This is a genomic window from Streptomyces xanthophaeus (assembly GCF_030440515.1).
Classification (GTDB): Bacteria; Actinomycetota; Actinomycetes; order Streptomycetales; family Streptomycetaceae; genus Streptomyces; species Streptomyces kutzneri.
The window spans coordinates 8,075,820-8,100,497 of sequence record NZ_CP076543.1; the positions used below are offsets into that span (position 1 = coordinate 8,075,820).

Genomic DNA, 24,678 nt, shown 5'->3' on the forward strand with positions numbered 1-24,678 from the left:
GACCACCGATCGCGCCCACCGTGCCGGACGGAAGGCGTCCCGGCCACCACCGACACACCCGGCCGGGCAGACCGCACCGCCGTGGAGGATCGACACCTGAACGAGGACAGGAACTGACCTCGTTCACGCCTACGGTGGTGAGGTCACGAAGAGCGACAGGAGAGGAAGAAGCCGATGGACCACTTCGCCCCCGAGGGGTACACCAGCGTCGCGCCGTGGGTCGTCACCGACGACACCGGCGCACTGCTCGACTTCATCACCGCGGCGTTCGACGGCGAGGAGATCGCCCGGGTCGCGGTCGCGGACGGCAGCATCGGCCACGGGGAGATCCGGGTCGGCGACACGGTCGTGCTGGCCTTCGACCGGCGGCCCGACTGGCCGGTGACGCCCTCCCTGCTGCGGATCTACGTGCGCGACGCGGACGCCTCCATGGCCGCCGCCGTCGCCCACGGAGCCCGCGTGGTCACCGAGGCCGACGACAGTGCGTGGGGGGACCGCGGGGGCCGGGTGCGGGACCCCTTCGGCAACATCTGGTGGGTGGTGAGCCGCGTCGAGGAGGTCGCGCCGGACGAGGCCTGGCGGCGCATGTCCGAGCCGAAGTACGCCGCGTCCATGCGCACGGCCCAGCAGACCCTGGACGCCGAACTCAGCGGCCGCGCCTCCGGCGTGGCCAGTACCCCGCAGCGGCCGAAGGGCTAGGGGATGTCCGGCCGGTCAGGCCGGGCCGGCCAGGCGGTCGAGGGTGCGCAGCTGCGCCGCGTCCAGCCGGAGATCCGCGGCGGCGACGTTCTGTTCGAGGTGGGTGAGTGAGGCGGTCCCCGGGATCGGCACCACGACCGGGGAGCGGGCGAGCAGCCAGGCGAGCAGGAGTTGTGGCGTCGTAGCGCCCAGTTCGGCGGCGATCACGTCAAGTTCCCCGGTGTGAGCAGGTGTTGCAGCGGCGACCGGGCGCCACGGGAGGAAGGCGATACCGGCGGCCTCACAAGCCTCCAGGACCGGCTCGTACTCCCGGTCCAGGAGGTTGTAGCGGTTCTGCACGCTCGCGATCGCGGCGGTCCTCCGGGCCTCGGCGAGTTGAGAGGTGGTGACCTCGGACAGGCCGATGTGCCCGATCTTCCCCTCCTGCTGGAGCTCGCGGAGCGCCCCCACCTGTTCGGCCACCGGCACCTTCGGGTCGATCCGGTGGAGCTGGAGCAGTCCGATGCGTTCCGTGCGGAGCCTGCCCAACCCCTCCTCGACCTGCTCGCGCAGGCTGTCCGGCCGCGCGTCGTAGCCCCAGCCCTCGGAGCCGCCGGTCCGGACGACCCCGACCTTCGTGGTGATCAACAGGCCGTCCGGGTAAGGGTGCAGGGCCTCGGCGAGCAGTTCTTCGTTGGCGCCCCATCCGTAGAGATGCGCGGTGTCGATCAGCCCGACCCCCAACGCGACGGCGCGCCGTGCCACCGCGACGGCGCCGTCCCGCGCGGCACCGTGGGCGGTCGGCAGACGCATGGCACCGAACCCGATCCGGGACACCGGGTACTCGCCGCCGACGGAGAAGGTTGCGGTCGCGGCGGGCGTGCTCGAAGTCATGGGATTCCCCTCGTCGCCGCGACGATACCCGCCACCGGCAGCCCTGTTGACCCCTGGCCGGGCGGGGCTACCGTTGACGCTGTTGCCCGGGGACGGCGAAGGGGGAGCTTCATGCTGGACGAGGCGATGGTCGCACTGGCGGCCTCGGTGGGTTCGGGCGTCGTACAGGCCGCCGGAACGGATGCCTGGCTGGCATTGCGGAACCGGCTGGCCCGGTTGTTCGGCCGCGGGGACCGCCGGCAGGAGACCGTCCAGCTGGAACGCCTGGACCGGACCGCGGCCGAGCTGACGGCAGCCGGGCAGGACGGCAGCGGGCCGGAGGGGGACGGCAGCGGGGAGCGGGCCCGGCACGGTGCGGCCTGGCGGACCCGTACCGAGGACCTGCTGGAGCAGCTGGAACCGGACGAACGGGCCGCGGCCGTGGCGGAGCTCCGGGCCCTGCTCGACGAGGCCGCGGAGGCGGCGCGCCCGGCCGCCGGGGGATTCACCCGGAACGTGTTCCTCGGCCCGACGGCGGTGGTGTCCGGGGACGGCAACGTCCAGGTGAACCGGTTCGACTCCCGCCCGTGAGCGACGGCGGGCGCGATGACGGCCGCCGCGGCGACACCTACCACGGCCCGTCCGGGGTCCAGCGCGGCAGCGGGAACCTCCAGGTCAACTTCCACGAGCACCGCGCCGGTATCGTGTCGGCCTGCGCGGTGGCCCTCGTGTGCGTGGCCACCGTGATCGCCGTCCGGGTGGGCGGCGGCGACCCGGACACCGATGCCGCAGCCCCGCCGCCCGGGAGCACGACAACGGCCACGGTCCCCGCACCGCGCCCCGGTACGGGTACGGCGGATCCTTCGGCGCTCACCGGGCGGCTGGTCAACCGCAACAGCCACCTGTGCCTACGGGTGCCCGGCACCGACGACGGCCTCGTCCCGGTGCAGGACACCTGCACCGGCGCCGCCGACCGTACCTGGACGCTCGCCCCGCAGGACGGCGGCGGCGACACCCGCACGCTGCGCAACGCGCACAGCGACCGTTGTCTGGCCGTGGCGGGCTCGGAGAACTTCGCCCCGGCCCGGCAGCTGGCCTGCACCGCCGCCCGGCACGACGGGCAGCACTGGGAACTGCAGTGGGGGAGCGGCGACCTGGCCGGCCAGTTCATGCTGCGCAATGCCGTCAACGCCAAGTGCCTGACGGTCCAGGGCCTCGAGGCGGCCCGGCCCGCGGCGCAGATTTCCTGCGGCGACCAGTACGACGACCAGTGGTGGCACCTCGCCCCCTGAAAGGTCGCACGGCGTTGTCAGTGGTGCCGCGCATGATCGGCGAGACAGTTCTTCTACGGGGACGGGTACCGGCATGCCGATCACAAACCGACGGGTAGCAGGGCACGGGTTCCTGCAGTCGATGTACGAGGACCCGTACTTCCCCGATCACATCGTCGATCAGGGCAGGGCGATCCTGCTGCGGCTGTGCGAGCGGATCGAGGCTGAGCAGCCGTCGGATCCGGAGGCGCTGTATGCGCTCACCCAGGCCTCGACGGAGGAGTTCAACCTTCTGGATGCGGAGCTCGTCGCGGCCGGGAGCGGGATCGAGACGGTTGCGCGTGAGTGGATCGGTGATGAGTTCTGGTTCATAGCGTCGGCATACGGGTACGCGGACGCGGACGGAGAGCGGCTCATCGCCGGCCGGGACTGGTGAGACCCGCCGCGGAAAGGGCCCGGCGCCCCCGAAGACGTCACGCCCCGGGCCCCGGGGCGGCGCCGTCTCGGGCGTGGGGCTCGGCGGTGGGGACGCGGTGGCGAACGAGTGTCCGCAGCATCGCCGCGCCCGCCAGCACCGCGCACCCGTGCAGCACCACCGCGACGGCGAGGTTCTCGGGCGGGCGTGCGCCCACCGGGTCGGCCCACGCCATGTACAGGGTGATGGGAAGCTTCCAGGCGCTCCACGCGAACAGTGAGCCCGACCCGACCCAGCCGAACACCAGAGGCAGCAGGCGCGGCAGGCGGGCGGGCCGCGCCCGGGCGATCATCCCGACGGCGGCGGAGCCGGCCAGCGCCCAGAAACCGGAGACCGCCCCCAGCGTGTACCAGTCGGTGATCCGCTCGGCCGGGTGCGCAATGCCCGCCGTGCCGCCGGCCGCCCAGTAGAGCCAGAGCAGCCCGACCGCCGCACCGACGACGGCCGCCCGGGGCAGCGCCGTGCGCGGGCCGTCACCGACCCGCCCCGTGAACGCTGCCGGCCAGCGGCGCCGCAGGTACGCGGGGACCGCGACGGCCAGCCCCAGCCCCATCCCCACGAAGCTGAACTGGACCAGTACGCCCTCCCAGACCGGCATGGCCGGATCGGCCGGATCGGCCGGACCACCGTCCGTGGCACCGCCGCCCGCATCCAGGAGGGCGCCGAGCACGCCGAACGGGAGTATCGAGACGAGGAACCCCGACCCCACCCACGCGCAGAAGACGACCGGCGCCCCCGGTATCCGCATGCCCCACGGCCGCACCAGCGCGAGCGCCAACGCGATTCCGATCGCGGCCATACCCACCGTGACGGTGTTGAGCACCACCCACTCCGCCCTGCCGAACCCGTCGCCGACCGGCAGCAGCCCCACGAGCGAACCCGCCACCCAGGACACCTTGATCAACAGGTACGGCAGCAGCGCCAGGGCCGCCCCGTAGGCCGCACTTCGCCCGACCCGATCCCACCGTTCCACCCGAACTCCCCTTCCGACGACCGGAATCCCATCGTGGAAGGTGACCCCCGAGCGGCGCGTCGCCCGCCCGGCGCACCCTCCTCCCCCGTCCGGGGGAGACGTCGGGATACCTCAGGACCAGGGGCCGGGCCGGGCGGGGAGCGTGAGGCCCGAGGGCACGAAAATTTCACAACTCGGCCCGGCCCGGGCGCAGTACGCGGCCGGGGGCGTCCCCGGGCGCTCGCCGCCGTCCGCCGGGACCGGCTCCGGAGCACGCCGCACGGGCCGGATCCGCCCGCGTTTCCGCACCCCGGCCCTCGTACGGCGGGCTCGGCAGGAGCAGGTCCCGTTTGGCGTGAACCCGCCAGGTCGAGGGCGCGGCCCGGGCGGCTTCCTTCTCCGGGGACACCGGGAACGCCCCAGGCCGCGGTGGCCCGGACCCGTACAGCGGCGGCGAGTCCGACCCCGAGGCCGGTGCGGGCACCTCGGCCGGGCCCGGCGGGAAATCGCGGCCCCCGGGGGCAGCCACGCACCGGGCAGGGCCGGGGTGCGGTCCGCGCGGCGGCGCGTGTGCCCGACCCGGGGCCGGTCCGACCGGGCCGTGCCTACGTCATGTGCGGGGCACCTTTGCTCAATCATGACCGGGGCATGGCAGGGATGTTACGCGTCCGTGGGCCTCTTGTGGGTGCGTCAGGGCTGGGTCAACCTTTCGTAGGCGACGGCCTGTCGGGCTTTGCATTGTCATGGGCATGCCTATGTCCATGTCCGTCGGGCCGCCGTTCCACCCCGCAGTGCCCACCCAGAGGAGGACCCCCCACATGTCCGTGATGCGTCACACCCGCAGGAGGCTCGCCGGCATCGGCGCGACCGCCGCCGCAGCCCTCGCGCTCGGCGCGGCCGCCGCGTTACCCGCCTCGGCGGCCGACAGCGGCCCGCAGGGCGTCATCGAGAACGCCGGTGCCGCCGGAACCGTCTCCGGCAGCTACATCGTGACCCTGAAGGACTCCGCCGCACGCTCCACCGCCGACAGCGGCAAGGCCGTCGCCAAGCGGTACGGCGCGAAGATCGACAAGACCTACAGCGCCGCCCTCAACGGCTACTCCGTCGAGGTCTCCGAGACGCAGGCACGCAAGCTCGCCGCCGACCCGGCGGTCAAGTCCGTCGTGCAGAACCGTGTCTTCACCGTCGACGCGACCCAGCCCAACCCGCCGTCCTGGGGCCTGGACCGCATCGACCAGCGCGCGCTCCCGCTCAACCAGAGCTACACCTACCCGGACAAGGCGGGTGAGGGCGTCACCGCCTACATCATCGACACCGGTGTCCGCATCACCCACCAGGACTTCGGCACCCGCGCCTCCTACGGCTACGACGCCATCGACAACGACAACACCGCCCAGGACGGCCACGGCCACGGCACGCACGTCGCCGGCACCGTCGCGGGCGGCGCGTACGGCGTGGCCAAGAAGGCCAAGATCGTCGGCGTCCGCGTGCTCGACAACAACGGCAGCGGCACGACGGCCCAGGTCGTCGCGGGCATCGACTGGGTGACGCGCAACGCGGTCAAGCCGGCGGTGGCCAACATGTCGCTCGGCGGCGGCGCGGACTCCGCGCTCGACACTGCCGTGCGCAACTCCATCGCCTCCGGCATCACCTACGGCGTCGCCGCGGGCAACGAGTCCACCAACGCCTCGACGAAGTCCCCGGCACGCGTGGCCGAAGCCATCACGGTCGGCGCCACCACCAACACCGACGCCAAGGCCAGCTACTCCAACTACGGCACCGTCCTGGACATCTTCGCGCCGGGCTCCTCCATCACCTCCTCGTGGGGCACCGGCGACACGGCCACCAACACCATCTCCGGCACCTCGATGGCCACCCCGCACGTGGTCGGCGCGGCGGCGCTGTACCTGTCGCAGAACCCGGCCAGCACCCCCGCCCAGGTCCGCGACGGCCTGGTGGGCGCCGCGACCCCCAACGTGGTGACCAGCCCCGGCACGGGCTCCCCGAACCTGCTGCTCAACGTGGGCGACGGCGGAACCGTCCCGCCCGGCAAGCGGTTCGAGAACACCGCCGACTACGCGATCAACGACAACGCCACCGTCGAGTCGCCCGTCACCGTCGGCGGGGTCGCCGGCAACGCCCCGGCGTCACTGGCCGTCGCGGTCGACATCAAGCACACCTACACCGGTGACCTCAAGGTGGATCTGGTCGCGCCCGACGGCACCGTCTACACCCTGCACAACCGCACCGGCGGGAGCGCGGACAACATCATCAAGACCTTCACGGTCAACGCCTCCGCCGAGGTCGCCGACGGAGTGTGGAAGCTCCGCGTGAACGACAACGCGAACGTCGACACCGGCAAGATCGACTCGTGGGCGCTCCAGTTCTGAGACCGGGCGACGCGCGTGACTTCTGAGCCGCGATGAACAGGCGGGGGCGACCACAGGGCGGTCGCCCCCGCCGCGTTCCGTCACCCGGCCCATGCCGTTCCGCCGCCACATCCCCCGCCGGGCGGTCACAGCGGACGGCAAAAAAGAATAGGCAAGGAGATACACCACTCCTTGCCACTCTCAAGATATAGCGCACCAGGGGCCTTGCGGCAAGACCCCGGTCGTGCCGCAGAATCTCCCATCGAAGCCAGAACCTGACGAAAGCCGGGATTCGCGAAGTACGTCCGGCCATACCGGAGTACGGGTCCGCGGGACGCGGAGTAGCTGGCGAGACGCAACCTTTTCCATGGGGGATTTTGATGATCGACGTGATCGTGGCCGGCGGCGGACCGACCGGTCTGATGCTGGCCTGCGAACTGAGGCTGCACGGTGTGCAGGTGCTCGTGCTGGAGAAGGAGATGGAGCCGACCCCGTACGTGCGCGCACTCGGCCTCCACGTGCGCAGCATCGAGGTGATGGCCCAGCGCGGCCTGCTGGACCGGTTCCTCGCGCACGGTCGGCGCTACGAGGTCGGCGGCTTCTTCGCGGGCCTCGGCACGTCGTGGCCCGACGGGATGGACACCGCCCACTCGTACGTCCTCGGCATCCCGCAGACGATCACCGATCGCCTGCTGGCCGAGCGCGCCGCCGAGCTCGGCGCCGAGGTCCGGCGCGGCTGCGAACTGGTCGGGCTCAGCCAGGACGAGGAGGGGGTGAGCGTCGAGCTGGCCGACGGTACGCGGCTGCGCTCGCGCCACCTCGTCGGCTGTGACGGCGGCCGCAGTACGGTGCGCAAGCTGCTCGGCGTCGGCTTCCCCGGCGAGCCCTCCCGGGTCGAGACGCTGCTGGGCGAGATGGAGCTGACCGCGGAGCCCGAGACGCTGGCCGCCGTGATGGCCGAGGTGCGCAAGACACAGCTCCGCTTCGGCGCGGCGCCCTTCGGGAACGGGGTGTACCGCGTCGTCGTGCCCGCCGAGGGGGTGGCTGCGGACCGTGCCGTCCCGCCGACCTTCGAGGAGTTCAAGCAACGGCTGCGGGCCGTCGGCGGCACCGACTTCGGCGTGCATTCACCGCGCTGGCTGTCGCGGTTCGGCGACGCCACCCGGCAGGCCGAGCGCTACCGGGTCGGCCGGGTGCTGCTGGCCGGCGACGCGGCGCACATCCACCCGCCGACCGGCGGCCAGGGACTCAACCTCGGCGTCCAGGACGCCTTCAACCTCGGCTGGAAGCTGGCCGCCGAGGTGGGCGGCTGGGCTCCGGAGGGACTGCTGGACAGCTACGAGTCCGAACGGCATCCGGTGGCCGCCGCCGTGCTGGACAACACCCGCGCGCAGATGGAGCTGATGTCCACGGAGCCCGGCGCCCAGGCCGTGCGCCGGCTGCTGTCCGAGCTGATGGAGTTCGAGAACGTCAACCGGTACCTGATCGAGAAGATCACCGCCATCGGGCTCCGCTACGACTTCGGCGAGGGCCACGAACTGCTCGGCCGCCGGATGCGGGACATCGTGCTGAAGCGGGGGAGCCTCTACGAGCTGATGCACGGCGGCCGCGGCGTGCTGCTGGACCAGACCGGCCGCCTCTCGGTGGCGGGCTGGGCCGACCGCGTCGATCACGTCGTCGACGTCAGCGAGGAACTGGAGGTGCCCGCGGTACTGCTGAGGCCGGACGGCCATGTGGCGTGGGTCGGCGACGATCAGCAGGATCTGACCGACCGGCTGCCCACGTGGTTCGGCGCTGCCACGGACTAGGTTCTGATCTGCGTCGGTCGTTCTCGGCCGTGCGTGCCGGGAACGACCGTCCCGACGCCGGGCCATCCCACGGAGAAGTACAGGGCGGTGAACCAGCCGCCGCGCCCGGTGCGGCGGCTGTCCGTCGGCCGGGCCCTCACCCTCACCTTCGGGAGGTGGGAACGCAAAGGGTGCTGCAATGGACGCATGTGCCTCGAAGAGCTCCGCACCCTGCTGGCGCGGCACGCCCGCCCCGACTGGACCACTGCCGTCGACGGCGTCCTGATCTCGAAGGTCGACCGGCCGGATCCGCCCGCGCCCTCCATGTCGGGCACCGTCCTGGCCGTCATCGCCCAGGGCGCCAAACGACTCGCGCTGGGCGAAAGGGTCTACGAGTACGGAGCCGGGCAGTACCTGGTGGCATCCGTTGACCTGCCGGTCACCGGGCAGTTCACCCAGGCCGCCCCCGACCGGCCGGCCCTCGGCTTCGGCCTCGTGCTCGAACCGTCCGCCGTCGCCGAACTGCTGCTGCGGGCCGGTCCCGGGGACACCCCCCGTAGCGGCTCGGGCGCCGCGCCGTCGGGGATCGCCGTCAGTGACGCCCCGCCGGCCCTGCTCGACGCCGTGGTCCGGCTGCTGCGCCTGCTCGACGAACCCCGCGACCGTGCCGTGCTGGCCCCGCTGGTCAAGCGGGAGATCCTGTGGCGTGTGATCACCGGCGAGCAGGGCGCGGCGGTGCGCCAGCTCGGCCTCGCCGACAGCGGCCTCAGCCACGTCTCCCGGGCCGTGCGCTGGATCCGCGAGCACTACGCCGAGCCCTTCCGGGTCGAGGACGTGGCGCGGCTGTCCGGGATGAGCGTGTCCGCGTTCTACCGCCACTTCCAGGCGGTGACCGCGATGAGCCCCATCCAGTTCCAGAAACAGATCCGGCTCCAGGAGGCCCGGCTCCTGCTCGCCACGCACCCCGGTGATGTCACGGGGGTCGGCCACCGTGTCGGCTACGACAACCCGTCGCAGTTCAGCCGCGAGTACCGGCGCCAGTTCGGCGCGCCCCCGAGCCGGGACGCGGCCCGCCTGCGGAACACCGTACGCGCCCCGACCCCCGTCGGTGCCCTGCCCTGACGGAGGAGGATCGTGCAAGGAGGGGCGAGGATAGTTCTACTGTTTGTGCAGGTCAGAGCGATTCAATGGGATCAGAAGTTCTTCCGTGGAGCAGGGAAATGCCTGTCCGCCGCGGATCCCGTCACATCGCGAGGGGCACATCATGAAGACCGTTCTGATCACCGGTACCTCCTCCGGCTACGGGCGTGAGACCGCCCGCTACTTCCACGCGCAGGGGTGGAACGTCATCGCCACCATGCGGACGCCGCGCACGGGCGTCCTGCCCGAGTCGGACCGGCTCCGCGTCGTCGAACTCGACGTGACCGATCCCGGGAGCATCAGCGCCGCCCTCGACGTGGCGGGGCCCGTCGACGTCCTGGTCAACAACGCGGGCGTCCCCTCGATCGGAGTGTTCGAGGGCACCCCCATGGCCCGGGTACGGGAGGTGTTCGAGACCAACACGTTCGGCGTGATGGCCATGACGCAGGCGGTACTGCCCCGGTTCCGCGAGCGCGGCTCCGGCGTGGTGGTCAACGTGACCTCCAGCGTGGTGCTGGGCCACATGCCGCTCTCGGCCGTCTACAAGGCGAGCAAGATGGCCGTCGAGGGGTTCACCGCATCGCTCGCACTCGAACTCGCGCCCTTCGGCGTACAGGCCAAGACGGTCGAACCCGGCGCCTGCCTGACGACGAACTTCGCGCACAGGGCGACGCACGGCGAGTCGCCGGACGCACTGGTTCCGGCGCCCTACGCGGCCTTCGCGAAGAAGGTAATGGAGGAGTTCACGGGGCAGGACGTGTACACGAGGGAGAGCGACGTCGCCGAGACCGTGTGGCGGGCCGCCCACGACACGACCGGCCGGCTGCGATTCCCGGCCGGCGCCGACGCGGTCCGGCTCGCCCAGGCGAAGTGATCAGGAAGTCGGCGCGCGCGGGGCCCGGTAGGTGTCCGCCGGCAGGTCGTGCGGGACCGTGGCGGCCCCGTCGGCGCGTACGGCGTCCACCACCGTCTGATGCAGGAGGCGGCTGAACTCCTCCGATTCGCAGCGCACCGGACTGCCGGTCACGGTGAACCAGTCCGAGCCGCCGCTGTACTGCACCGCGACATGGGCTTCCGGGCTCGACCAGGTGGTGTGCACGGTCAGGTCGCCAGTGAGGACTCCCGCCTCGTCGGTGCGTACTCCGCCTCGTCCGGCGAAGACTCCTGTCGTCGTCCACGAAGCCCAGGTCATGGCGCATCGCCCCTCACCACGGAGTGCCTCTGATGCTTCCACGCTACGGCTGGTCCGGGATTCTCGCGCACTCGCCGCAGCGGGGGAGTCCCCGGGCGGGCCGGTGGCGGCGATCAGTGGCCGGCAGCCGCCTTGACCAGGGCGACCGCGGTGCCGATGGCCGCGTCCAGCGTGCCGGCCAGCAGGGCCAGGCCCGTGCCGCCACCCATGCGGATGCCGCCGTACCAGCCCCAGGTGAACAGCCCGGCGACGCTCACCCCGGCCGAGATCAGCAGGGCGGTGTCCACCGCCATCAGCCCGAGCGCCGCCGCACCGATCAGGACCAGCGGTCCCACGGCGGACAGCAGCAGGGGGCTGCTGACGGACAGCATGCGGCGCAGCTCGTGCCCGGTCGCCAGCCGGCCGTGGACGACACGGTGGGCCTGCTGGTCCGCGACCAGCGCGGCCAGCCAGAGGCCCACCGCGGTGGTCAGAACGGTCGCGGCGGCTCCGGTGGCGCTGATGTGGTCGGCACCCGCGAGTCCGATCACCACGGAGATCATGGTGATGGTCGCGTACAGACGCTCCTTCAGCCGCGCGGCGGCGAAGCGCGGATCGCGATCGAAGGCCAACTCGTCGTCCGCGCCGGGGATGGTGCCTCCGGGGGACCCGGCCGGGGGCGTCTCGTCAGGGGCCATGCCGCCTACGGTAGGGCGGGCCGGCGGCCCTGCCCCGCAGGCGGGCGGGCAGCGCGCCGTAGGGACGACCCGGCAGCACCCCCGCCGTCAACCTCGGGTCACGGCCCGTGCCACCGGGCCACGGCTCTCCGGCGGGCTCCCCGGACCCGCCGGCACACGCCGGGTCCGTCCGGACGCACCGGGCCGCACGGGGGTGGGGTCAGTGCGGAATGCTGTCGATCAGCTCCCGGGCGCCCTGCCGCAGGAGGGCGACGGCGACGGACGTGCCGAGCGTGGCCGGGTCGAGGCGGCCCGCCCACTCGTGCGCGTTCAGCACCTCCTTGCCGTCCGGCGAGAACACGCAGGCGCGCAGGGACAGATCCCCTCCGCGTTCCGCCCGCGCGTACCCCGCGATCGGGCTGTTGCAGTGCCCCTGGAGGACATGGAGGAACATCCGCTCGGCGACCGTCTCACGGTGCGTGTCCGGGTGGCCGAGGGCGCTCACGGTGTCGATGAGGCCGGCGTCGTCCTCCCGGCACTGGAGCGCGAGGACACCGGCACCGATCGGCGGCATCAGGGTGTCCACCGGAACGATCTCCGTGATGGCGTCCGCGCGGCCGATGCGGTGGAGGCCGGCGACGGCAAGGAGGAGCGCGTCCGCTTCACCGGCGGCGAGCTTCTCCAGGCGCCGGTTGGCGTTCCCGCGCATCGGTACGCACTCCACGTGCGGGTACGCGGCGGCGAGCTGGGCGATCCGGCGCACGGAGGAGGTCCCGATACGGGTACCGGGCGGGAGCCGGTCGAGGGTGAGTCCCTCCGGGTGGATCAGGGCGTCCCGGATGTCGTCGCGTTCCAGGAACGCCGCGAAGACGGTTCCGGCGGGCAGCGGACGGTCGGCCGGGACGTCCTTGACGCAGTGCACGGCGAGGTCGGCCTCGCCGGCCAGGATCGCCGCGTCCACCTCCTTGGTGAACGCGCCCTTACCCTCGACCTGGGACAGGTCTCCCATCCACTTGTCGCCGGTGGTCTTCACCGGCAGGACGGTGGTCGTGATCCCCGGGTGGAGTGCGGCGAGCTCGGCGCGGACGCGCTCCACCTGGGCGAGGGCCATCGGCGAATCGCGGGAGACGATACGGATCGGATCAGCGGGCATGCGGGCACGATACGCCCTCGGACCCCGGCGGCGGGCATCGGAGCCGGAGGCCATCGCCCGTGCGGGGCAGGGAAGTTGACCGCCTCGGTAACGTGTTCGAGGGACCCGGCGCGCCACACCCGGTGCTTCCCCGGACCGGACGGCCTGAGGCGTCGATCGATCCCGCAGCGCCTCCGAAGGCCCGCGTGCCCGGGGACCGCGGGGCGCGGCGTGCGTGCCTGCGACCGGTACTCCTGCTGGAATGGCTGCTTCGGCGGTCCCGTGGCGAGGAGGTCCGTTGCCGGAGCGTGGCGGGAGGCCCACCGGGCCCGTGGGCGGGCCCGAGGGGCTGTGGGCACGCGTCCGGGCGGCCGAGGCCGCCGTCGGGCAGATCGGAACGACCCTCGACGCGGTGACCACCTGCCAGGAACTGGCCGGTTTCCTGTCCCGGAACGTGTGCGACGCGGTCGCCGTGGATCTCCTGGCGGAGGACGGCGGTTCCCACCGCGTGGCGACGGCGGGATCCACCGGGCTGCTGACGGCAGGGGCCGACGCAGCGCCCTCGGTACGGGCGTCGGACGGCGGGCATCAGCTCTCCGAGTGGGCGGCGGTCGCGGGCGGCGTGCCCGTCCACGTCCTGTCCGTCCCGCTGCCGGACGGGGAACGGGTCCACGGCATGCTGACCGCCGTACGGGCCCGCGCGGGGTTCGGCGACCACGAGGCGGCGACGGTCCACTTCGCGGCCCGGCTGGCGGCGGTGCACCTGGGGCACGCGCGGCAGCTGGCCGCCACCGAGGACACCGTCTCGCACCTCCAGCGCGCGCTCGTGTCGGAACCGGGCCGGCCGCACCCCAACCTGGAGGTGGCCAGCCGCTACCTGCCGGCCGGCCCACGGGCGCTGGTGGGGGGCGACTGGTTCGAGACGATCCGCCTCCACTACGGCCGCACCCTGCTCGTGGTCGGAGACGTGATGGGCCACGGACTCGACGCGGCCGTGGACATGAACGCGTACCGCTCCACCCTGCGCGACGTGGCGTCGACGGACCTCGCCCCGCACCGCGTACTGCGCCAGCTCGACGTCCTGGCCGCCGGCGACGCGGCCCGCAGGCCGGCGACCTGCCTGCTCGTACGCTTCGATCCCGCGCGCGGTGTAGCGATGTTCGCCGGCGCCGGCCACCTGCCGCCGGCGGTCTTCGGGGCGGACGGCTCGGCCTCGCTGGTCGACGTCCCGGTCGGCCCGCCGCTGGGCACCGGCGTCGGCGGCTACGAAGCCGTCACGCGCGCGATCACGCCGCAGGAGACCCTGCTGATGTTCACCGACGGGCTGGTGGAACGGCGGGGCGAGGACATCGACGTCTCGCTGGCCCGGCTGGTGGGCGTGCGGCCCCCGGTGGGGGCCGGGGTGAACGCGGTGGTGGACGCCGTCGTGGAGGGCCTCGACGCCCAGCACGCGGAGGACGACGTCGCCGTACTCGCAGCCCGGGCCCGCCCCCGTCAGCCCGCGGACCCTGGAGCCACCGCCGCCGGCATGCCCGGAGGGCCGGGCGAACCTACGGTGGAACGGTGAGCCATCGCCTCGCCTGCGTCGCCCTGGCCGGCACCCTGTGTGCGACGGCGTTGTCATGCACCGGGGCACGGTCCGAGGCGCGCCACCAGGTCGCGCCCGAGCCCGAGGCGAAGACGCTGTCCGCGCACGTCACGGCCGTCCCCCCGGAGAAGCTGGGCTCCACCCACCACCCCGGCTGCCCCGTGCCGCCGGAGCGCCTGCGACTCGTCCGGATGAACCACTGGGGCTTCGACGGCACGGTGCACACCGGCGAACTGGTGGTCCACGAGGACGCGGTCGCCCCCGTCCTGCGGGCCTTCGGAAAGGCCTTCGCCGCCCGTTTCCCGATCCGCCGCATGCGGGTGATGGCCGAGTACGGCGGCAGCGACACCGAGGCGATGGCCGACGACAACACCTCCGCCTTCAACTGCCGTCCGGTCACCGGGGACCCGGGCCGGATCTCCCGGCACTCCTGGGGCGACGCCATCGACATCAACCCGGTCGAGAACCCGTACGTCGACGTCCGGGGCACCGTCCATCCCCCGAACGGTCGCACCCACCTCGACCGCGGCCGCGCCCGCCCCGGGATGATCACCCCCGATGGGGTCGTGACCCGGGCCTTCCGGGAGATCGGCTGGTACTGGGGCGGCCGCTGGACCCCTCCGGACTACCAGCACTTCTCCGAGCAGGGCGGCTAGGCCGTCTCTTTCGGATCTTGCCGGACGACCCGGGCCCGGCAAGATCCGGAAGAGACGGCCCAGGCCGTGGTCCGGTTCAGCCGCCCGGGGTGAAGGTGACCGGCAGGCTCTCCGGGCCGCGCAGTCCGCCCGGGCGCCGGCGGATCCCCTCCGGGTCCGTGGCGAGGGCGAGCCCGGAGAGCCGGCGCAGTACCGTACCGATGGCGATCTGACCCTCCAGCCGGGCCAGCGGAGCCCCCAGGCAGTAGTGGATGCCGTGCCCGAACGCGAGGTGGGCGTTGTCCTGGCGGGTGATGTCGAGGCGGTCCGGGTCGGCGAACCGCTTCGGGTCGCGGTCGGCGACGGCCGAGCCGATCAGTACGGTCGCGCCGCGCGGGACGGCAACCCCGGCGATCTCGATGTCCTCGCGCGCGAACCGCGCGATGCCGGGGCTCACCGGGCCGTCGTAGCGGAGGAACTCCTCGATCGCACCGGGCAGCAGCCCGGGGTCGGAACGCAGCAGGTCCAGCTGGCCCGGGTGGGCCAGCAGCGTGGCGATGCCGGTGCCGATCAGGTTGACCGTGGTGATGTAGCCGGCGACCAGCAGCAGGAACACCATGGCGATCAACTCGTCCTCGCTCAGCCGCTGCTGCGCGTCGCGGGCGGTGACGAGGCCGCTGAGCAGGTCGTCGCCGGGGTGCGCCCGTTTGGCGTGGATGAGCCCGGTCACGTAGGCGCGCATGTGCTGCCAGGCCTCGTTCACCACGGCGGGGTCCGGGGGCTCCGCTCCCCGCCTGAGCATCCGGTCGGTCCAGTGCTGGAAGTCGCGGCGCTCGTCCACCGGGACCCCGAGCAGTTCGCTGATCACCGTGACCGGGAGCGGAAGCGCGAAGTCGGCGACCAGGTCGGCGTGTCCGGCCGGGACGACCGCATCCAGCAGGCCGTCGGTGATGGCCTGGATCCGTGGCCGCATCTCCGCCACGCGGCGGGCGGTGAACGCCTTGGAGACCAGACGGCGCAGGCGGGTGTGGTCGGGCGGGTCGCTGCGGAGCATGTTGCTCAGCATCGAATCGCGTTCCGTCTCGGGCAGTTGCCGCAGGATCCGGCTGTCCGAGGCATCGCGTACGTCGCTGCTGAGGCGGGAGTCGGACAGGGCCGCGAGTCCGTCCTCGTAGCGCGTGACGAGCCAGGCGTCCAGGCCGCCCGCGACGACGACGCGGCGCACGGGGCCGTCCTCGCGCAGCTGCTGGTACAGGGGGAACGGATCCGCGACGAAGGCGGGGTCGGCGTAGGGCAGAAGGGTCGGCTGCTGCTCACTCATGAGGCCTCCCGGAGCATGACGTCCTCGCTGTGGGAGCGAGGTTATCGGCCCGACCATCCCGATACGTCACTTTTCGGCCTCCGGCGGCGAGGTGAGGTCAGCGGAGTGATTCCCCCGGGGGCCGCTCGCGCAGGGCCCCGTAGGCGAGGAAGTAGGCCGGCAGCCGGTTCAGCCGGCGGGAGTCGGTGAGGAGCTCGGTCAGCCGCTTGGCCCGCCGGGGGTTTCCGAAGGCGTCGCGGCCGGCCAGCAGCGGCCCGATGACCTTGGCGTGCGCGAGGCGCTGGAGCCCCTGGGTCGCCACGGTGGTGGGCAGGCGCCGGTACTGCACGCGGCGTACGTCGCGCAGCCCAACGGTGCCGTCGCGCAGCGGGCCCACGAGATGGCGGGCCGCGGCCACCGCGTCCTGGACGGCGAGGTTGATGCCGATGCCGAACACCGGGGACATGGCGTGGGCGGCGTCGCCGATGCACAGCAGCCCCGGGCGGTGCCAGCGGCGCAGCCGGTCGAGCCGTACGTCGAGCAGCTTGACCTCGTCCCAGGAGGTGACGGCATGGGCCCGGTCGGCCAGCCAGGGGACGGCCTCGGTGAACTGCTCCATGAACGCCTCCAGGCCCTCGGCACGGCGCCCGGCGTCGGACCCCTTGGGGATGAGCGCCGCGCACTGCCAGTAGTCGCCGCGGTCGATGAGGGCGACGAAAAGCCGGTCCCCGATGCCGCCGACGAGCCCGCTGGGGTCCTCCTCGCGGCGCGGCACCCGGAACCACCAGGCGTCCATGGGGCACGGGAAGTCCTCCAGCCCCAGCTCGGGCAGGGCTCTGGCCAGTGAGCCGCGTCCGTCGCAGGCCACGGTCAGTGAGGCCCGGAGCTCGCCGGTGCCGCCGTCCGAGGTCCGGTACCGCACGCCCGTGACCCTGCCACGCTCGATCAGGAAGGACGTAGCCTCGGTGTTCATGCGCAGGTGGAAGGAGGGCTCCCGGCCCGCTTCGTCGGCGAGCAGGTCGAGGAGGTCCCACTGCGGCACCATCGCGATGTAGTTGTACTTTCCCCGCAGCGCCCCGATGTCCCCGACCGTGACGAGGGACCGGTCCGGCCCGATGGGCAGTTGCACCGAGCTCACCCGCCGCTGCGGCAGCCGGGCGAAGCGTTCCGCCAGGCCGATGTCGTCCAGCAGCGACAGGGTGGACGGATGGACGGTGTCCCCGCGGAAGTCGCGCAGGAAGTCGCCGTGCTTCTCCAGCACGGTCACCTCCACCCCGGCCCGGGCCAGCAACAGGGCCAGCACCATCCCGGCGGGCCCTCCGCCCACGACACAGCAGGTGGTTCGTTCCACGCAACCCACTTCCCTTCGCCCGCATCGGGTCACCCCCAGAGGACGTATACCGCACCCGGGGCGCCGGCAGCGGTAACGGTGAGGAGGCGTTGCTGCGCCGGGAAGAAGGATCACCGACGGCCGGATCACCGCACCGCTCGGGGAGATGTGGTGAAGAGGCGCGGTGGATCCGGGCGTTGCCGCACGGACCGGCGCCCAGGCGAGGAGGGTGGGAGACAAACGGTACGAAGAGAGGACCCTTATGAGGGCACGTCACTTACGCACCCTATCGGTCGCCGGCGCCGTGGCGCTGGTCTCGCTCACCTCCACCACACCCGCTCAGGCCCTGCCCGCGTGCCCCGCCAACGCGATCTGTCTGTGGCGGTACCAGGACGGCACCGGGGAGCTCTACGTCTGGCGCGGCGGCTACGTGGACCTGCCCAGCAGGTTCGTGGACCACGTGGGGTCGTTCCGGGCCAACCGGAGCGGGGCCTTCATCGACTGGGCGACCGGGAAGGTGTGCCGACCGGTCCGAACCGGCGACTACGCGAGCAACTACAGCGGCCGCTTCGGCTCGAAGATCGACGCGGTGGGCGACAACTGCTGAGCCCGGAAGGGCGCGCGGCCGGGTGCGGCCCGGGTTCAGTAGCGCAGGGCCGTACCCGCCTGAGCCGAGACCGTGCCCGACAGTTTGTGCGTACTGCGGGCCGTTCCCTGTCCCGTGCCCTTCCCGGCGACGTTCGTGATCGTCACGACCACGGTGTCGATGAGATTGCCGCTCTCGTCCTTGAATTCGACCTGCACCGCGAAGGACTTCGTCGCGTCGTCGGTGTTCCGGGCCGTCACGGGGACCGTGGTGTAGCCGTCGCCGTCGGTGGTCACCGAGCCCAAGGTCACCTCGTCCTTGGCATCGACCCCGTCCTTCACGTCGGCGAGCTTGCCCTTCGCGACGGCAGCCGCCGATTCGGCGGCCTTCGAAGCCTCCGCCGCGGCCGACTGGACCGCCTCGCCGGCGGACTTCACCGCCGACGCCGCGCTCGACACGGCGCCCGACGGGGTGCCGTCACCGTCCGAACAGCCTGTGGCGCCGAGCGCCACCACCGACAGCACCACCGCACCTGCCGCACCACGCATCCACGCGACCGCCGTCACCATGCCTCCACGGGTGTTCCGGACCTCCGGACCTCCCAGTCAAAGGCCCGGCGGCCCGGATGCCCAGTGGGCCGGGCATCCGGGTGAGGAGGGGGCCTCGGGGGCCTCGGGGACCTCGGGGGCCTCAGGGGCGTCCCGCGGCGAGGCGGTGTTCGTGGACGCGCAGCTGGAGGGAGGCGAGGTCCAGCAGGGGAGTGGCCACCCCCAGCGCGCGGGCACGCAGGGTGAGGTCGGTCAGGACGTGATCGGCCTCCGTCGGTGCTCCGGCGACGAGGTCGCGGTACAGGGACGGGGTGAGCGGGGAGCCGGGGGTCGTGACGGTGGACGTGGTGAAGGCGAGCTCCGCCTCGGTCACCGGATGACCCGCCGCCTCCGCCACCGCCGCGGTTTCCGAGACCAGGGCCCCGGCCAGGGCCGCCCCGCCCGGAACGGCGTTCACCTCTCCGACCGTGCCGCGCATCAGGCAGGTCAGGGCGACGAGAGTGGAGATGAACGCCCACTTGTGCCACATGGCCGCGACGACGTCCCCGGTCGCCGGTGAGTCGATGCCGGCCTCGGCCAGCACGCTGCGGATCGAGTCCACCCGGGCCGAGGGGCGTGCGTCGAGCTCGCCGGTCAGGATGACCGCGGGCGGCGCCATACGGAGGATGTCGCCGTCGCCGTTCAAGGTGGTGACCACCTTCGCGACCCCGCCGAGGACCGCTCCGGCCCCCAGGCGCGCGACGAGCGTGTCGAGGTGGGCGACCCCGTTCAGCAGGGGTACGACGGCGGTGTCCGGGCCGACGGCGGGTTCGATGTCCGCCAAGGCCGTGTGCAGGGCGGTCGCCTTCACCGAGAGCAGGACCAGATCGTACGGTCCGCCCACGGCACCGGCCGTCACCAGATCCGGCGTGAGCCGGAGCTCCTCACCCTGCCCCGACACCCGCAGGCCGCGGGCCTCCAGGGCCTTCGCACGGGCCGGTCGGACCAGGAAGGAGACGTCCTGGCCCGCTGCCGCGAGCCGGGCGCCGAAGAAGCCGCCGACGGCGCCGGCGCCGACCGTGAGGATCCTCATGTACGGGTGCCTTTCGTGGAAGGAGACAGGGACGGGTCAGGTCCGGCCCGCACCGAGCGGGCTGTCCTCGGCGGGGGTCCGCGCTGCGCGCGGCGCGTACCGGGAGACGGCCACACCGGCCAGGCACAGTGCCCCGCCGAGGAGGGTCAGCCAGGCCGGTACCTCACCCAGGAGGGCCCAGCTCAGCAGTACGACGATGGCCGGGACGGCGTACGTGGTCGCCCCCAGCTTTCCGGCGGGCATGCGGGCCAGGGCGTACGTCCAGGTGGTGAAGGCGAGGGCGGTCGGCACCACACCCAGGTAGACCATGTTCAGGGTCGCCGACACCGGGGCCTCGGGCAGCTCCGCGAACAGCAGGCCCGCGAAGGGCAGGCAGGCCACGGTGCCCGTCAGGCAGGCGAAGGTGGTGACCTGCAGGGGAGTGCCGTAGGAGAGCGCGGGCTTCTGGGCGATGACGCCGGATGCGTAGGCCACTGCCGCGAGCAGGCAGAGGACGACCCCGAGCACCGAGGTGGAGCCGCCGTTCCCGGACGACATGGACAGGCCCACGACCACCGCTCCGGCGAAGGAGACGGCCATGCCCACCAGGAGCCGTGGGGGCAGGGCCTCGCCGAGGAGCCGGGCCGCGAGGAGCGCCATGAGGATGGGCCCGATGTTCACGAGCAGTGACGCCGTGCCCGCGTCGACCAGTCGTTCACCCCAGTTCAGGACGATCGTGTAGCCGCAGAACCACACCACGCCGGACACCAGGATCCCGCGCCAGGCCTCGCGGGGCGGCAGGCCCTGGCGGCTGATCAGGAGCAGCACCACGAGCACCAACGAGGCGGCCAGCAGCCGGCCGAGGGCCAGGGCGCCGGGCGAGTACGCGGACCCCGCGCTGCGGATGGAGACGAAGGCGGAGGCCCAGGCGAACACCGTGAAGGTGACGGCGCCGACCGTGAGGACGCCGGGCGGGATCGAACTCGTGCGGAACGTCATGGGCCCACCCTACGACCGCAACATTTCGGTGTCGACCGAATTAACATCCCTGTCCTGTCGGGCGTCGGGGCTCAGCTCCACGCCTCCGGTGTGAGCCCCAGCAGATCACCGAAGGCCCGCTCCCCGGCTTCGGTCACCTCCAGCGCCCGCCCGCCGCCCGCCGGGCGTACCACCCACTGCTCCTGCGATGCCAGCGCGCACAGCCGAGCCCCGGCGAGGCCGCCCAGGTGGCGGCGCCGCTCGGTCCAGTCCAGGCAGGAACTCGCCGGCCGCCTGCGCCCCTCGCCGGCCAGGCTGATGCCCGCCTCGGCGCACCAGAGGCGGCCGGCCTCCGTCAGCTCGAACACGTCCTGGGTGCGCAGCAGCCCGCGCCGCTCCATCGCGTCGGTCACCGCCATGCCCAGCCGCCCGGCGAAGTGGTCGTAGCAGGTCCGGGCGCGGGCCAGCGGGTCCGGCGCGGCGACCACCGGCACGGCGTGCGCCGCGTCCCGGTCCGGGACGGCGTGCGAGGCGAGCTCGTCGAGCAGGCGGGCGGTCGCGCCGTCGGCGATGCGCACGTAGCTGTGGCGGCCCTGCCGCTCGGTCACGCAGATGCCCGCGTCGAGCAGCCGGGTCAGATGGCCGCTGATGGTGGAGGGAGCCACCGAGGTGATCCGGGCCAGCTCGCCCGCGGTCCAGGCGCGCCCCTCCAGCAGCGTCATGCAGATCGCGGCCCGCGTCTCGTCGGCCAGGGCGGCGGCGAAGGCGGCCAGCAGAGCCGCGGGGGCCGCTCCGCCCGCGGACGTCGCTCCGGGATGCGTTTCGTTCATAAGTCCAGGATGCCCCATGATTTCGGCAAACGACGAACGATCGGCACGGGCTGAGGTCCACTGTCGCGACCGGGGCTCCGCCCGCCACACTGAGGGCCGGGGGCAGGGCGTCCCCGTCACGAGGAGGTGGTGGGGTGGTGGCGTCGGGTGATCCCGCGGAGCGGCCGTCCCCGGTCGTACGGCCCGAGGTGTGGGAGACGTACGGTCCGGCCGATCTCAGCGCCGTTCCGGTCTTCGCCGGAGGGTTCATCAACTTCGGCTACTGGAAGGCGGTCGATCTCGGGCAGCCGCTGTCGCAGGGCGACCGGATCCGCAGCGAGCAGGACCTCTACCGGCACGTACTCGATGCCGTGGCCCCGCGAGGCGGCCGGGCCGTCGAGGTCGGCTGCGGTCTCGGCCTCGGGTGCGCCCTCGCGCTGGAGGAGTACGGGCCCACGGCCGTCACCGGGGTGGACATCCACCCCCAGCAGCTCCGGCGGGCCCGCGAAGCCAACTCCCCGCTCCTCGCGGCGCAGCCGCACCGGATCGGCTTCGCGCTCGGGGCCGCGGAGGACCTGCCGCTCGGCGACGCGGAGTTCGACTGCCTCTACAGCGTGGAGGCGGCCCAGCACTTCCCGGACCTGACCGCGTTCGCCCGGCAGGCGGCGCGAGTGCTGCGCCCGGGCGGCCGGGTGGCGGTCACCAGTTTCTTCACCGTGGACGGGGCACCCGAGCCCGCGAAGCGGCTCGCGGGGCTGCTCGACTCGTTCGCCAGCGGCCTGGACATCGCGCGGCCGGTGTCCGGGCTCGCTGGCGCCCTCGCCGAAGCCGGTTTCGCCGACGTGCGGGTCTCCTCGATCGGCCCGCAGGTCTGGCCCGGCTGGGACCGCTGGCTCGCCCGCCTGTGGGCGCCGGGGACCTGGCCCCGGAACTTCCTGGCCGCCTGGGAGCAGCAGATCCTGGACTACTACCTCGTGACCGCCACCCGCCCGTAGCCCGTAGCCCGTCTCCCGTAGGCCCGGTGTCGGTGGTCCCGCCTATTCTTCCGGCATGTCAGTGAACATCGATCTTGCCTTCACCGTCACACGGGTCGCGGACGAGCCGCAGGCCTGGGCGATCGTCCGCGCCCTGCAGGAGCTGATGTACGAGGAGGACATAGCCGACCAGGTCACGATCGGGGTGGCGGTGGACGACGACGGCTCGCACTTCGTCTCCGGGGACTCGGACTTCCCGCTCGGCATCTCCCGCTTCTACCTGTGGCAACCGCACTTCGAGGGGGTCTTCGCGGCGACGGTCGCCGCAGTGGCGGCAGGAGCCGAGCCGGAGATCCGCTGGGGCTACCCGGACGAGGAGTACTGAGAGGTCCGCCCTCGGCCGGGCGGGGGCGGCGGGGGAGCCGGCGGCAGCGCCCAGCGGATCGCCCGGGTCACGGCCCGGCCGCCCGCGCGAGCGGCAAGGGGCGGTATCCGGGCGGCGGCGGGCACCTCGGCGGCCACGGCCGACTTCGCCCAGGGCGGCAGCAGATCCACGGCCGCGGCCGCCAGCAGCGCGTACGGCAACCGGGCGGCCCCGGGCAGCGGGGGATCGGTCAGCAGGAACCGGGCGGTGTCGCGGGAGGCCGCCGTCGGCCGCAGGCCGGGCCGGTACCGCGCCATCAGCAGAGCAAGCTCGCGCCGGCTTTCCGGGGGCCGGTCCGCCCCCAGCGCGCGGGCCACGCGCGCCGTGTCGGCCAGGTACGCGTCGCAGCCCGCGGGGTCCAACGGGCGCCTGCCGTACCGCTGGTGGGCCCGCAGGAAACAGTCCGCCTCGGCGATGTGCACCCAGGTCAGCAGCTCCGGATCGTCGGCCCGGTACGGGATGCCGTCGGCCGTCCGCCCCCGGACGCGCGCGTGCACCTCGCGTACGAGGGCCACCGCCGCCTCTGCGTCGGAGCTCGTGCCGAACGTGGTGACGGCCAGGAAGGTACTGGTGCGGTGCAGCCGCCCCCAGGGGTCACCCCGGTACCCCGAGTGGGCCGCCACGGCGGCCATCGCGAGCGGGTGCAGGGACTGGAGCAGCAGGGCGGCCAGCCCGCCGACGAACATCGACGCGTCCCCGTGCACCCGCCGCACCGGCCGGTCCGGTGCGAACCACCGGGGGCCGGGCGTCGTGTGGATCCGCGCCCTGTTCCGGGGCCCGTCCGGCCCGGCGACGCGCAGGAAGACCGCCTCGCCGGCTTGCCGCCTGATCCGCTGGACCGTCGTCGCCCTGGTCATATGTCCAGTATGTGCCGGACCGGTCCCGGACCCGGCCCAGGTCCCGCGCGCACCGCAGGCGCCGGGCCGCGAAACCGGCCCGGCGCCTGCGTCATCGGCACGTCCTCCGGCCGTGGATCACAGCCAGCGCGGCGGGATGATGCCGTAGTAACCGTCCAGCAGCCGCCGGTAGTCGGTGCTCTCCAGGTGCTCGTCCCGGATGAACTCCGGGGCGTCCTTGACCTGTTCCCTGGTCAGCCCGACCCGGATCCGCTTCTCCTCCACATCGATGCCGGTGACGGTACCCGCGGGGAGGAGGACCTCCTTGCCGAAGATCCACGGGCCGGTGTCCACGACCAGATAGGCCGATCCCGCCTCGTCGGAGTGTTTGTCGACCTTTCCGATGCTGCCGTCGGCCGCCTCCACCTTGTAACCGGACAGGTCCACGTCCTTGATGCGGTCAACGGTGACGCGGTAGGCCCAGACGTTGTCGGACATGACTGGAACAGCTCCCTCCATCGATCCCGTGTCGTCACGGCGCGTCTGCCCGGCGTGGCCGCGGATACACGTCCGCCCCCGGATCCGGGCTGATGCCCCGTGAGACGGAGCCGGGGCAGGGCCTGGTGGGGCGAACCCCGGCGCCGGTCCGCGGCTCGGAGCTACGCTCCGCAGATGGAACGCGCAGAGGTACTCAAGCGAGTGATCGGCATCCTCACCGACGCCCAGGACATCCGCCGCGCCGCGGAGGCGGGGGAAGACGACGGGAACGGCGAGGCCGGGGAGGACGGCGCCGGGGCGCCGCCGACGGCCGGCGTGGCCACGCTGCTCCTGAACGAGATGCTGCCGTCGATCAGGGTGCCGGCCGACGCGACCCCGCAGCAGGTGGCAGCCCTGGTGGCGGAGGCGCTCGGGCCGGCCCTGCACACCATGGTCTCGGGCTTCAGCCTGGCGTTCACGAGCCTCGCGATGGTGCACGACAGCGGGCGGACCGACATCTCCTCGATCGGGGTCCTCCAGGAGCTCGCCCTGGAGATCGAGGCAGGGACCTACGACGAGGGCCCGTAGGACCTCGCCGTCGCTCCCTGCCCCGCGGC

The 24,678-nt window shown here is 72.9% G+C and carries 27 protein-coding genes; 14 read left to right on the top strand and 13 right to left on the bottom strand.

Annotated elements, in window-relative coordinates; translation table 11 throughout:
• Positions 1–174: 174 nt before the first annotated feature.
• Positions 175–699 carry a VOC family protein gene (locus KO717_RS36515; protein ID WP_301374085.1) on the top strand — a complete coding sequence of 175 codons (525 nt, stop codon included), beginning with the start codon at positions 175–177 and terminating at the stop codon, positions 697–699.
• A 15-nt stretch (positions 700–714) separates the two neighbouring features.
• Here KO717_RS36515 and KO717_RS36520 read toward each other — a convergent pair whose 3' ends face one another.
• On the bottom strand, positions 715–1,572 hold the full coding sequence (locus KO717_RS36520) for an aldo/keto reductase (RefSeq protein ID WP_301374086.1): 858 nt from the start codon (positions 1,570–1,572) through the stop codon (positions 715–717).
• A 111-nt stretch (positions 1,573–1,683) separates the two neighbouring features.
• Between KO717_RS36520 and KO717_RS36525 the strand changes: the two genes are divergently transcribed.
• The 3 genes from KO717_RS36525 (at position 1,684) to KO717_RS36535 (ending at position 3,258) form a co-directional block, all read left to right on the top strand.
• A complete protein-coding gene (locus KO717_RS36525; protein WP_301374087.1) occupies positions 1,684–2,142 on the top strand; it encodes a hypothetical protein in 459 nt (152 codons plus the stop codon).
• Positions 2,139–2,843, top strand: coding sequence for an RICIN domain-containing protein (locus KO717_RS36530; protein WP_301374088.1), 705 nt, complete (start codon positions 2,139–2,141; stop codon positions 2,841–2,843). The genes KO717_RS36525 and KO717_RS36530 overlap by 4 nt, the downstream gene beginning before the upstream one ends.
• Before the next feature lie 73 nt (positions 2,844–2,916).
• Positions 2,917–3,258: a DUF5713 family protein gene (locus tag KO717_RS36535; RefSeq protein WP_301374090.1), complete on the top strand. Its 342-nt coding sequence runs from the start codon at positions 2,917–2,919 to the stop codon at positions 3,256–3,258.
• Between the two features lie 37 nt (positions 3,259–3,295).
• Here the strand turns inward: KO717_RS36535 and KO717_RS36540 are convergent, their stop codons facing one another.
• Positions 3,296–4,270 (bottom strand): hypothetical protein, encoded by a 975-nt coding sequence (locus tag KO717_RS36540; protein ID WP_301374092.1) that lies wholly within the window; start codon positions 4,268–4,270, stop codon positions 3,296–3,298.
• A gap of 797 nt (positions 4,271–5,067) precedes the next feature.
• On the opposite strand from KO717_RS36540, the gene KO717_RS36545 reads away from it, so the two are divergent.
• From KO717_RS36545 to KO717_RS36560, 4 genes are all read left to right on the top strand, one after another.
• Positions 5,068–6,639, top strand: coding sequence for a S8 family peptidase (locus KO717_RS36545; RefSeq protein ID WP_301374094.1), 1,572 nt, complete (start codon positions 5,068–5,070; stop codon positions 6,637–6,639).
• A 359-nt stretch (positions 6,640–6,998) separates the two neighbouring features.
• Positions 6,999–8,426 carry a rifampin monooxygenase gene (gene rox / locus KO717_RS36550; RefSeq protein WP_301374096.1) on the top strand — a complete coding sequence of 476 codons (1,428 nt, stop codon included), beginning with the start codon at positions 6,999–7,001 and terminating at the stop codon, positions 8,424–8,426.
• Between the two features lie 186 nt (positions 8,427–8,612).
• Complete coding sequence (locus KO717_RS36555; RefSeq protein WP_301374098.1) at positions 8,613–9,527, top strand: AraC family transcriptional regulator; 915 nt, start codon at positions 8,613–8,615, stop codon at positions 9,525–9,527.
• A 142-nt stretch (positions 9,528–9,669) separates the two neighbouring features.
• Positions 9,670–10,419, top strand: a complete 750-nt coding sequence (locus tag KO717_RS36560; RefSeq protein WP_301374100.1) for an SDR family oxidoreductase — start codon at positions 9,670–9,672, stop codon at positions 10,417–10,419.
• Here the strand turns inward: KO717_RS36560 and KO717_RS36565 are convergent, their stop codons facing one another.
• The 3 genes from KO717_RS36565 to hemC form a co-directional block, all read right to left on the bottom strand.
• Positions 10,420–10,737 carry a hypothetical protein gene (locus KO717_RS36565; RefSeq protein ID WP_301374102.1) on the bottom strand — a complete coding sequence of 106 codons (318 nt, stop codon included), beginning with the start codon at positions 10,735–10,737 and terminating at the stop codon, positions 10,420–10,422. It abuts the gene before it with no gap.
• A gap of 113 nt (positions 10,738–10,850) precedes the next feature.
• Complete coding sequence (locus KO717_RS36570) at positions 10,851–11,414, bottom strand: hypothetical protein (protein ID WP_301374103.1); 564 nt, start codon at positions 11,412–11,414, stop codon at positions 10,851–10,853.
• 199 nt (positions 11,415–11,613) lie between these two features.
• Positions 11,614–12,546 (bottom strand): hydroxymethylbilane synthase, encoded by a 933-nt coding sequence (gene hemC / locus KO717_RS36575; protein WP_301374104.1) that lies wholly within the window; start codon positions 12,544–12,546, stop codon positions 11,614–11,616.
• A gap of 277 nt (positions 12,547–12,823) precedes the next feature.
• Here hemC and KO717_RS36580 point away from each other — a divergent pair, with 277 nt between their 5' ends.
• Complete coding sequence (locus KO717_RS36580; RefSeq protein ID WP_301374105.1) at positions 12,824–14,092, top strand: PP2C family protein-serine/threonine phosphatase; 1,269 nt, start codon at positions 12,824–12,826, stop codon at positions 14,090–14,092.
• Entirely contained in the window at positions 14,089–14,769 is a 681-nt protein-coding gene (locus KO717_RS36585; RefSeq protein WP_301374107.1) for a M15 family metallopeptidase, read from the top strand. Before KO717_RS36580 ends, KO717_RS36585 begins: the two co-directional genes overlap by 4 nt.
• A gap of 76 nt (positions 14,770–14,845) precedes the next feature.
• Here the strand turns inward: KO717_RS36585 and KO717_RS36590 are convergent, their stop codons facing one another.
• Positions 14,846–16,069, bottom strand: a complete 1,224-nt coding sequence (locus KO717_RS36590; protein ID WP_301374108.1) for a cytochrome P450 family protein — start codon at positions 16,067–16,069, stop codon at positions 14,846–14,848.
• 97 nt (positions 16,070–16,166) lie between these two features.
• On the bottom strand, positions 16,167–17,399 hold the full coding sequence (locus KO717_RS36595) for an FAD-dependent oxidoreductase (RefSeq protein ID WP_301374109.1): 1,233 nt from the start codon (positions 17,397–17,399) through the stop codon (positions 16,167–16,169).
• A 241-nt stretch (positions 17,400–17,640) separates the two neighbouring features.
• On the opposite strand from KO717_RS36595, the gene KO717_RS36600 reads away from it, so the two are divergent.
• Positions 17,641–17,985, top strand: a complete 345-nt coding sequence (locus tag KO717_RS36600) for a peptidase inhibitor family I36 protein (protein WP_301374111.1) — start codon at positions 17,641–17,643, stop codon at positions 17,983–17,985.
• Between the two features lie 35 nt (positions 17,986–18,020).
• Here KO717_RS36600 and KO717_RS36605 read toward each other — a convergent pair whose 3' ends face one another.
• The 4 genes from KO717_RS36605 to KO717_RS36620 form a co-directional block, all read right to left on the bottom strand.
• Positions 18,021–18,533 (bottom strand): hypothetical protein, encoded by a 513-nt coding sequence (locus KO717_RS36605; RefSeq protein ID WP_301374114.1) that lies wholly within the window; start codon positions 18,531–18,533, stop codon positions 18,021–18,023.
• Between the two features lie 121 nt (positions 18,534–18,654).
• Complete coding sequence (locus KO717_RS36610; RefSeq protein WP_301374116.1) at positions 18,655–19,584, bottom strand: ketopantoate reductase family protein; 930 nt, start codon at positions 19,582–19,584, stop codon at positions 18,655–18,657.
• A 36-nt stretch (positions 19,585–19,620) separates the two neighbouring features.
• Positions 19,621–20,562 (bottom strand): DMT family transporter, encoded by a 942-nt coding sequence (locus tag KO717_RS36615; RefSeq protein WP_301374118.1) that lies wholly within the window; start codon positions 20,560–20,562, stop codon positions 19,621–19,623.
• A 71-nt stretch (positions 20,563–20,633) separates the two neighbouring features.
• The gene (locus KO717_RS36620) at positions 20,634–21,371 is read right to left on the bottom strand and encodes an ArsR/SmtB family transcription factor (protein ID WP_301374120.1); all 738 of its coding nucleotides are present in this window, start codon (positions 21,369–21,371) and stop codon (positions 20,634–20,636) included.
• Between the two features lie 134 nt (positions 21,372–21,505).
• Between KO717_RS36620 and KO717_RS36625 the strand changes: the two genes are divergently transcribed.
• Positions 21,506–22,345 (top strand): class I SAM-dependent methyltransferase, encoded by an 840-nt coding sequence (locus tag KO717_RS36625; protein WP_301374122.1) that lies wholly within the window; start codon positions 21,506–21,508, stop codon positions 22,343–22,345.
• A gap of 55 nt (positions 22,346–22,400) precedes the next feature.
• A complete protein-coding gene (locus tag KO717_RS36630; RefSeq protein ID WP_301374124.1) occupies positions 22,401–22,709 on the top strand; it encodes a hypothetical protein in 309 nt (102 codons plus the stop codon).
• On the opposite strand, the gene KO717_RS36635 is transcribed toward KO717_RS36630, so the two are convergent.
• Complete coding sequence (locus KO717_RS36635; RefSeq protein WP_301374126.1) at positions 22,688–23,605, bottom strand: oxygenase MpaB family protein; 918 nt, start codon at positions 23,603–23,605, stop codon at positions 22,688–22,690. The two genes, KO717_RS36630 and KO717_RS36635, sit on opposite strands and share 22 nt — an antisense overlap.
• A gap of 117 nt (positions 23,606–23,722) precedes the next feature.
• The gene (locus tag KO717_RS36640; RefSeq protein ID WP_301374128.1) at positions 23,723–24,082 is read right to left on the bottom strand and encodes a PRC-barrel domain containing protein; all 360 of its coding nucleotides are present in this window, start codon (positions 24,080–24,082) and stop codon (positions 23,723–23,725) included.
• Between the two features lie 174 nt (positions 24,083–24,256).
• On the opposite strand from KO717_RS36640, the gene KO717_RS36645 reads away from it, so the two are divergent.
• Entirely contained in the window at positions 24,257–24,649 is a 393-nt protein-coding gene (locus tag KO717_RS36645; RefSeq protein WP_301374129.1) for a hypothetical protein, read from the top strand.
• Positions 24,650–24,678: the final 29 nt, after the last annotated feature.

What these genes read in the sequence shown, in the direction of transcription:
- KO717_RS36515 (WP_301374085.1), top strand. Translation starts at nt 175, where the DNA reads ATGGACCACTTCGCCCCCGAGGGGTACACCAGCGTCGCGCCGTGGGTC.
- KO717_RS36640 (WP_301374128.1), bottom strand. Translation starts at nt 24,082, where the DNA reads ATGTCCGACAACGTCTGGGCCTACCGCGTCACCGTTGACCGCATCAAG.
- KO717_RS36610 (WP_301374116.1), bottom strand. Translation starts at nt 19,584, where the DNA reads ATGAGGATCCTCACGGTCGGCGCCGGCGCCGTCGGCGGCTTCTTCGGC.
- KO717_RS36635 (WP_301374126.1), bottom strand. Translation starts at nt 23,605, where the DNA reads ATGACCAGGGCGACGACGGTCCAGCGGATCAGGCGGCAAGCCGGCGAG.
- KO717_RS36545 (WP_301374094.1), top strand. Translation starts at nt 5,068, where the DNA reads ATGTCCGTGATGCGTCACACCCGCAGGAGGCTCGCCGGCATCGGCGCG.
- rox (WP_301374096.1), top strand. Translation starts at nt 6,999, where the DNA reads ATGATCGACGTGATCGTGGCCGGCGGCGGACCGACCGGTCTGATGCTG.
- KO717_RS36565 (WP_301374102.1), bottom strand. Translation starts at nt 10,737, where the DNA reads ATGACCTGGGCTTCGTGGACGACGACAGGAGTCTTCGCCGGACGAGGC.
- KO717_RS36560 (WP_301374100.1), top strand. Translation starts at nt 9,670, where the DNA reads ATGAAGACCGTTCTGATCACCGGTACCTCCTCCGGCTACGGGCGTGAG.
- KO717_RS36600 (WP_301374111.1), top strand. Translation starts at nt 17,641, where the DNA reads ATGAGGGCACGTCACTTACGCACCCTATCGGTCGCCGGCGCCGTGGCG.
- KO717_RS36525 (WP_301374087.1), top strand. Translation starts at nt 1,684, where the DNA reads ATGCTGGACGAGGCGATGGTCGCACTGGCGGCCTCGGTGGGTTCGGGC.
- KO717_RS36520 (WP_301374086.1), bottom strand. Translation starts at nt 1,572, where the DNA reads ATGACTTCGAGCACGCCCGCCGCGACCGCAACCTTCTCCGTCGGCGGC.
- KO717_RS36570 (WP_301374103.1), bottom strand. Translation starts at nt 11,414, where the DNA reads ATGGCCCCTGACGAGACGCCCCCGGCCGGGTCCCCCGGAGGCACCATC.
- KO717_RS36605 (WP_301374114.1), bottom strand. Translation starts at nt 18,533, where the DNA reads ATGGTGACGGCGGTCGCGTGGATGCGTGGTGCGGCAGGTGCGGTGGTG.
- KO717_RS36590 (WP_301374108.1), bottom strand. Translation starts at nt 16,069, where the DNA reads ATGAGTGAGCAGCAGCCGACCCTTCTGCCCTACGCCGACCCCGCCTTC.
- KO717_RS36555 (WP_301374098.1), top strand. Translation starts at nt 8,613, where the DNA reads ATGTGCCTCGAAGAGCTCCGCACCCTGCTGGCGCGGCACGCCCGCCCC.
- KO717_RS36645 (WP_301374129.1), top strand. Translation starts at nt 24,257, where the DNA reads ATGGAACGCGCAGAGGTACTCAAGCGAGTGATCGGCATCCTCACCGAC.
- KO717_RS36615 (WP_301374118.1), bottom strand. Translation starts at nt 20,562, where the DNA reads ATGACGTTCCGCACGAGTTCGATCCCGCCCGGCGTCCTCACGGTCGGC.
- KO717_RS36620 (WP_301374120.1), bottom strand. Translation starts at nt 21,371, where the DNA reads ATGAACGAAACGCATCCCGGAGCGACGTCCGCGGGCGGAGCGGCCCCC.
- KO717_RS36630 (WP_301374124.1), top strand. Translation starts at nt 22,401, where the DNA reads ATGTCAGTGAACATCGATCTTGCCTTCACCGTCACACGGGTCGCGGAC.
- hemC (WP_301374104.1), bottom strand. Translation starts at nt 12,546, where the DNA reads ATGCCCGCTGATCCGATCCGTATCGTCTCCCGCGATTCGCCGATGGCC.
- KO717_RS36535 (WP_301374090.1), top strand. Translation starts at nt 2,917, where the DNA reads ATGCCGATCACAAACCGACGGGTAGCAGGGCACGGGTTCCTGCAGTCG.